General features: G+C 62.2%; 5 protein-coding genes and 1 tRNA gene. 5 read left to right on the forward strand and 1 reads right to left on the reverse strand.

Features of this window, described 5'->3' with window-relative positions:
• Window positions 1–135: 135 nt before the first annotated feature.
• Window positions 136–2,685: an aminopeptidase N gene (gene pepN, locus ABIB48_RS17210; RefSeq protein ID WP_354213734.1), complete on the reverse strand. Its 2,550-nt coding sequence runs from the start codon at window positions 2,683–2,685 to the stop codon at window positions 136–138.
• Between the two features lie 276 nt (window positions 2,686–2,961).
• Here pepN and ABIB48_RS17215 point away from each other — a divergent pair, with 276 nt between their 5' ends.
• From ABIB48_RS17215 to ABIB48_RS17235, 5 genes are all read left to right on the forward strand, one after another.
• Window positions 2,962–4,002 carry a DUF1648 domain-containing protein gene (locus ABIB48_RS17215; protein WP_354213735.1) on the forward strand — a complete coding sequence of 347 codons (1,041 nt, stop codon included), beginning with the start codon at window positions 2,962–2,964 and terminating at the stop codon, window positions 4,000–4,002.
• Between the two features lie 4 nt (window positions 4,003–4,006).
• Window positions 4,007–5,002: a hypothetical protein gene (locus tag ABIB48_RS17220; RefSeq protein WP_354213736.1), complete on the forward strand. Its 996-nt coding sequence runs from the start codon at window positions 4,007–4,009 to the stop codon at window positions 5,000–5,002.
• 96 nt (window positions 5,003–5,098) lie between these two features.
• Entirely contained in the window at window positions 5,099–5,572 is a 474-nt protein-coding gene (locus ABIB48_RS17225; protein ID WP_315913624.1) for a ribose-5-phosphate isomerase, read from the forward strand.
• Window positions 5,573–6,523: an Fpg/Nei family DNA glycosylase gene (locus ABIB48_RS17230; protein WP_354213737.1), complete on the forward strand. Its 951-nt coding sequence runs from the start codon at window positions 5,573–5,575 to the stop codon at window positions 6,521–6,523.
• 117 nt (window positions 6,524–6,640) lie between these two features.
• Window positions 6,641–6,714 (forward strand) — tRNA-Gly (locus ABIB48_RS17235).
• The last annotated feature ends 183 nt before the right edge of the window (window positions 6,715–6,897 follow it).

The following is a 6,897-nucleotide window of genomic DNA, read 5'->3' on the forward strand; positions in this document are numbered from 1 at the left end:
CCGGGGAGGACTAGACTTTTTAGCAATACTTCAGGGAAAGTCCGCCACACCCGCGGCGGGTAGATAAACACAGTGAAAATTGCCCGAGCTGCAACAAAATATGCTGCAGCCCGGGCAATGTCACAGCCGGGGTGCCTAGCGGTCCGCGGCCTGGGCGCGCAGTGCTCGCACCACGGTATCGCGGCTTTCCACGAGCAGGCGGCGCAAGGCCGGCACCTCGGTGCCCAAGGTGGCCAGGAACGCATCCGTAGCATCAAGGGTGGCCTGTGAAACCAGCTTGACCGGGTACAAGCCGGTGATGATGGTGGACGCCGTCTCATAGGACTTGCTCTCCCACACCTCCCGGAGCGCACCGAAGTACTTGGCCACAAAGGGCTCCAGCAGTGCCGTGTCCCAACCCTTCGTAAACCCGTCAATCGCCGCGCGCTGGATTGCATTGGCCCCGTCCCCGCGGACGACGACGGACTCCCACGTCTCAGCCTTGTTCTCGGCTGTGGGAATGGCTGCGTGGGCGGTGGCTGCCGCAAGTTGACCGTTTTGTGTGTTGTCCAACGCCAGGGCCGCCTCAATGGCAGCGGCATCCGCCCGGCCACCGGCGGCGAGGGCAATCAGGAACTCCCACTTCATATCGGTGTCCAGGACCAGCTTGTTCAGCATCTTCTCACCGTCAAGGAGTGCTTGCACACGATCCAGCTGGGCAGGGGACTGGGCCAGGGCGGCGAACGCTTTGACAAACTGCAATTGCGCATCAGTTCCTGCTGCGGCATTGCGTGTCAGCTCCCACAGAGAATCGGCGGCGGCAATGGCCGTGGCCTGCTGGTGTTCGGGGGCAACATAGAAGCTCAAGGCGGTGCTTAGCTGGCGCAGTAGCACCATGATGACTGTTGAATCGCTTTCGTAGCCAATGGTGGCCAGCACAAAGTCAACGTACTCGCGGGCGGGGGTTTCGCCGTCGCGCGTGGCATCCCAGGCCGAGGCTGACACCAGGGTGCGCGGCAGCGAATCCCGGAAGTCCTTTAGGTGCTCCTTGGCTGTCTGCAGCGAGTGCGGATCGAGGCGGATCTTGGCGTATGCCAAGTCGTCGTCATTGAGCAGGATCAGTGCCGGGCGCTCCAGGCCCACCAGCTCGGGAACCTCCGTCACGGCACCGTCAACGTCTAGTTCCACCCGGTGGGTGCGGACCAGTTTGCCGGCGTCCTCACCGGTGGCGGCCAGGTTGTAGAAGCCAATGGCCGCGCGGTGCGGGCGCAGGGTTGGGTGCTCTGCCACAGCGGACTGGAGGATCGCGAATGAGGTGATGACGCCGCCGTCTGTCACTTCCAGGGCTGGCTTGAAGGTATTCACCCCTGCCGTCTCTAGCCACTTTTGTGTCCAGAGCGAGAGGTCCCGGCCGCTGGCAGCTTCCAACTCCACCATGAGGTCCGCCAGTTCCGTGTTCCCCCAGGCGTGCTTGGCGAAGTAGGCGCGCACGCCGGCCATGAACTCCTCCTGCCCCACCCAGGCCACGAGTTGGCGCAAAACGGAGGCGCCCTTGGCGTAGGTGATGCCGTCAAAGTTGACCAGCACGTCTTCGAGATCGTTGATCTCGGCCTTGATGGGGTGGGTGGAGGGCAACTGGTCCTGGCGGTACGCCCAGCTTTTTTCCAGCGAGGAGAACGTGGTCCATGAATCCACATACTTGGTGTTTTCGGCGGCGGCCAGGGTGGACATGAACTCCGCGAAGGATTCGTTCAACCACAGGTCATTCCACCAGCGCATGGTGACCAGATCGCCGAACCACATGTGGGCGAGCTCGTGCAAAATGGTGATGGCGCGGCGTTCCACAGTGGCATCCGCCACTTTGGAGCGGAATACGTAGCTCTCTAAGAACGTCACGGCGCCAGCGTTTTCCATGGCTCCGGCATTGAATTCGGGGACGAACAGTTGATCATACTTGGGGAAGGGGTAGGGGACGCCGAACTGCGCCTCGAAGAATTCAAAGCCCTGGCGGGTCAGCTCAAAAACGTTCTCCGCATCCAGGTACTCCATCAGGGATTTCCTGGCAAACACACCCAGGGGCACAATGCGGCCGTTGGAGCTGGTCAATTCGCTGCGCACACACTCGTAAGGCCCGGCAATCAGGGCCGTAATGTAGCTGGATATTGTCAGGGTTGGCTCAAAATGCCAGGTGGATTTGCCCTCGCCAGCGGCTTCCGGCACGGGGGTGGGGGAGTTGGAGATGACGTCCCAGTGATCCGGTGCCGTGATGTGGAAGGTGAAGGTGGCTTTCTGGTCCGGCTGCTCAAACACGGCGAACATGCGGCGCGAATCCGGCACCTCGAACTGGCTGTACAGGTACACCTCGCCATCCACGGGGTCCACGAACCGGTGTAGGCCCTCACCGGTATTCATAAAGAACGCCTGCGCCTCCACTCTCAGCACGTTCTCGGCGGCGAGGTGTGGCAGCTGGATGCGGACGCCGTCGGAAACCTGCGCCGGATCAAGGTCCTGCCCGTTCAAAGTGACACGGCTGACGCTTTCCGTTACCGCGTCAATGAACGAGGACGCTCCCTCTGTGGCATTGAATTTCACCGTGGTGGTGGAGGCGAAGGTGCGTTCCGAGGTGGTCAAGTCAAGGCTCACGTCATAACTTGTGACGGTCAAAGTGGCTGTGCGCTCAATGGCTTCGGCGCGGGTGAGGTTCATGCCAGGCAAAGTGATGCCTTCCGTTCGGGTGCGGATGGAACATTGCTGCCAGCGCAGAGGAGCGCCAGCGATTGAAATGATTCTTCCACCCTAACCCCGCACCGATTTCATCCGAACGAATTTTTCATAGCCATGTTGCCACCCAGCTGGCAGTGGACGTTCCAGCCGAGACGCGCTAGGGCGCAAATGGGGCCCGCGGCAGCGGTTTGCCCGGGAGTGTGGCGTGGGGCAGGGTTGGAGGAGAATAGTTGACAAGGACGAGCAGCGGGGTTTTAAGTGGGTGAGCAAGTGCGCGGTGCAGCGGCGGAACGCCAGTACAACAAGCGGTGGTTGATTGGACTGCTCGGTGGGATGCTGCTCCTGGGGATCCTGGCCGCGGTCTGGATGTTTACCATTTCCGCACGGCTGCCCCAGGAACTGGCCATCCATTGGAACTCCAAGAACGAGGTGGATGGGTGGTCCTCGTTGTGGGGCGTGGCGCTCACCACGGTCCTGACCATGCCTGGAGTGGGTGGCATCATTGCAGCCCTTGCCGTGCTCGCTCGCGGACAGAACGGCTTGCTTGCCCGGATTGGTGCCGGTGTGGCTGTGGGGTTGGGGATGGGTGTGGGGGCACTGATGGTTGCCGTGGTGGCAGGCCAGATAGGGCTCTCGGAATCTTCGCAGGCTGAAATTTCGAATCCCGTTATGGGCGCGGGCTTGGCGCTGGCAGCTGCAGGAGGTGCCTTGGTGATGTGGCTGTACAAGCCCGGTGAGATGGACAGGAGCCCCAGCCCCGAGGTGCTGGTTGCCAACAAGGAGGCCACCGCAGGGGACTCAAGCCTTGCTGCGGCGGCGAAGGAACGTGCGGCCAGAGGCGAAACCATGGCTATCAAGGTCTCCATGGGCCCCTGGGCGTGGCTGTTGAGCGCAGGCGTTGGCGGTGTTGTGGCAGTGAGCACCTATTTCATTTTCCCTGTCTTGGCCCTGCTCGGCGTTGTGGTGGGAGGCCTAATTTGGGTGTTCACCCGCGGCACCGCGGTGATCAGCGCCGAGGGCGTGAAGGTCCTGGCCTCCGGATTCTTTAAGATCATGCCGTTGAAATGGGAAGAAATCCACAACGCCACAGTGGAGGACATCAAAGCCATGGACTACGGTGGCTGGGGATACCGGATGAGCGGCGGAGCTGTGGGCTTCATAATGGCCAACGGGCCCGCCGTGGTCATTGAGGCGGGCTTCCACCAGAGGTTTCTCATCTCCATGCCCAGCACGCTCAAGGCTGCCGAGGCGGCCGCGCTCATTAACGCTTACGTCCGCAACACGAAAGTGAAAAACTAGCATCATGACCTTTGACGGCAGCCATGACGTACCCAGCGCCCGGCACCTTGACGCCCGGGCGCTGCGGTTCGCCCTGATCTTTCCCGGATTACTGGCTATAGGGCTGGTGATTGGCGGGCTGCTGGTGGGTGGCGATCTTCCTGACGGCGTGGAACTGCCGTGGGGCGGGGGCGCGGTTTCTCTGCCTGTATTCCTGAGCGTGGGAGTGGGGACAATACTGGTGCTGGGCGCCGGAATTGGCGGGTGGGGAGCGCGCACCACCTTGCCAGGCACCAGCCGCCGAGTTCTCTTAGGCACAGCCATGGCCCTTCAACTGGCCAGTTGCACCTTGTTTGCCGCGGCACTGTTGGGCCAATCCAGTCAAGGCCCGCTGCCTGCGGTGCGAGTGGATGGCTACGTGATGCTCATGGGCTCCGGATTGGCAGCCGCCATGGGCGTGGTCCTGGCCTTGACGTTCAAACCCGATGAGCAGTGGACCCGAGCCGATGATGCCGCCTTGGCAGGGATCCTTGACAGTGCCCACGATCCCGCGGCGGCGCACGATCAGCTGGCCTACTTCCTCCATCCGCGCGGATCCGTGACCATGATGATCCTGTTGTTGGCGGTGCTCCCCGGCTCTTTGCTGGCACTGATTTCCCCGTGGATACTGCTAGGACTGCTGGCGGCGGCCCTGCTGCTCGTGGCCATGCTGTGTGCCACCGTTCACGTGGACCGCCAGGGGCTCACCGTCAAGATTCTGGGTTTCATCCCCGCTCTGGTGGCACCTTGCGAAGAGATTGCCGCAGCAGTTTCTTTAGACATTGTTGCCAAAGACTACGGGGGTTGGGGCCTGCGCAAGCACAGCGGCAACGCAACCTTTTTGAGCTACTCGGGTGCCGCCGTGGTCCTTCGAATGAACGACGGCGCAAAGGTTGCCGTCAGTGCCCCCAACCTCGACACGGCCGATGAACTCTCCGAAATCCTCAACCGCCGGGCCGGAAAACCGCCAACACAGCGCTGAGCAGGGCCGGGCGGGTAGCAAGTGGCAGCGGCCAAAGCATGCCCCGGCCATAGGTAGGCTTGTGGCGGTACTCAATCCCAAAACGAAGGAATCCTCATGCGCGTTCACATCGCAACCGACCACGCCGGCATGGAGCTCAGCGCCCACCTCATCACCGCTCTGGCAGCCAAGGGCTACGAGATGGTTGACCACGGCCCGCAGGCATACGACGCCGAGGACGACTACCCCTCCTTCTGCATCAACGCAGCCCTCGCCGTGGTGGCGGACCAGTCCGCAGGCGTAGACGCGCTGGGGATTGTGCTGGGAGGCTCCGGCAATGGCGAGCAGATCGCGGCAAACAAAGTCAAGGGCGTCCGTGCAGCACTGGCCTGGAACCTCTCCACCGCCCAGCTGGCCCGCGAGCACAACAACGCCAATGTTGTGGCTGTGGGCGGACGCCAGCACAGCGTTGAGGAGGCCACCGAAATCATTGAGGCCTTCCTAGCCGAGCCCTTCAGCGATGCCGAACGCCACGTGCGCCGCATCGGCAAGATCGCCACGTACGAGACCACCGGAGACGTTGTCGAGTAAATGCCTGAGGGACATTCGGTGCACCGCCTGGCGCGGCAGTTCAACGACGTGTTTGCTGGCTCAGTGCTGGCCGTATCCAGCCCGCAGGGCAAGTTTGCGGCTGGCGCGCGGCTGATTGACGGGCAGGCGCTGGAGCGCGCAGAGGCCCACGGCAAACAAATGTTCCTCACCTTCTCGCATGAGCTGATCCTGCGGGTCCATCTTGGGCTCTACGGTGCCTGGGACTTTGGCGGAGACTCCACCTTTACGGGAGCCTCCAGTATTGGTGCGCCCCGGCGGATCGGAGAACAGGAAGTCGCTGGGGACTCCGGCGGGTGGGGCCACGGTGGACCGCCGGAGCCCAAGGGTGCCGTGCGGGTTCGGCTGGTCTCCGCCCACGGCTGGGCCGATCTTCGCGGGCCAACCGCCTGCGAGGTTCTCACGCCTGCCGAGGCCGCTGTGGTGCGGCGAAAGCTGGGCCCGGATCCGCTGAACAACCTGCCCGGGGACGGTGAAGAATTTGGCCGGCGGATCCGCAAAAGCCTCACTTCCATCGCCTTGCAACTGATGAAGCAAGAGGTGCTGGCCGGGGTCGGAAATGTATACCGCGCGGAGGTGCTGTTCCGTCTGGGCTTGGATCCGATGCGGCCAGGCAAGAGTCTGCAAGTGGAAGAGGCCCGGGCGCTCTGGGAGGACATTGCCAAGATTATGGCCGACGGCGTCCGTGACGGGCGCATCATCACCACTGAATTGGGGGACCGACCTTCAGGGCTGGGCGCAGCTGTGGGCCACGGGCTTGATCCTGCTCTGCTCGGAAGCCGCCCCAATAAGGATGTCCCGGTGCAAGACGCGCATTATGTGTACAAACGTGTTGGTCAGCCCTGCCGGCATTGCGGGACCGTGATCGCCATGGCTGAGCTCGGTGGCCGAAAGCTCTATTGGTGCCCGCACTGCCAGAGCGGAAAGGCCTAAATGCCGGAGAATCAACGCACTTTTGAGTTCCTTCGAGCGCCGATTTGCGAGACTGGCAAAGTGGTTGATAGTGTTACGGAGTTGTTCCGGCGAAAGCCCACAACAGCCCCGAAATACGGGGGCGTAGCTTAATGGTAAAGCCTCAGTTTTCCAAACTGATGACGCGGGTTCGATTCCCGTCGCCCCCTCCATGCAGTAACGGGTCCCTGGCCATCTGGCCGGGGACTTTTGCGTTCCCGGCTGCTCCGAGGAGGTAGTTGTTATGTTTGGAGGCCTGTGGAGAGCTTGTTGCTTTTTCCTTTGGTGGGGCGGGGATCGTTGTTGTGGGGTACGCGGCGGGCAGAGCTGGTTTTGTAGTTGCTCAGTCGAAGGGC

This window comes from Arthrobacter sp. UYCu511 (assembly GCF_040547105.1).
In the GTDB taxonomy this organism is placed as follows: Bacteria; Actinomycetota; Actinomycetes; order Actinomycetales; family Micrococcaceae; genus Specibacter; species Specibacter psychrochitiniphilus.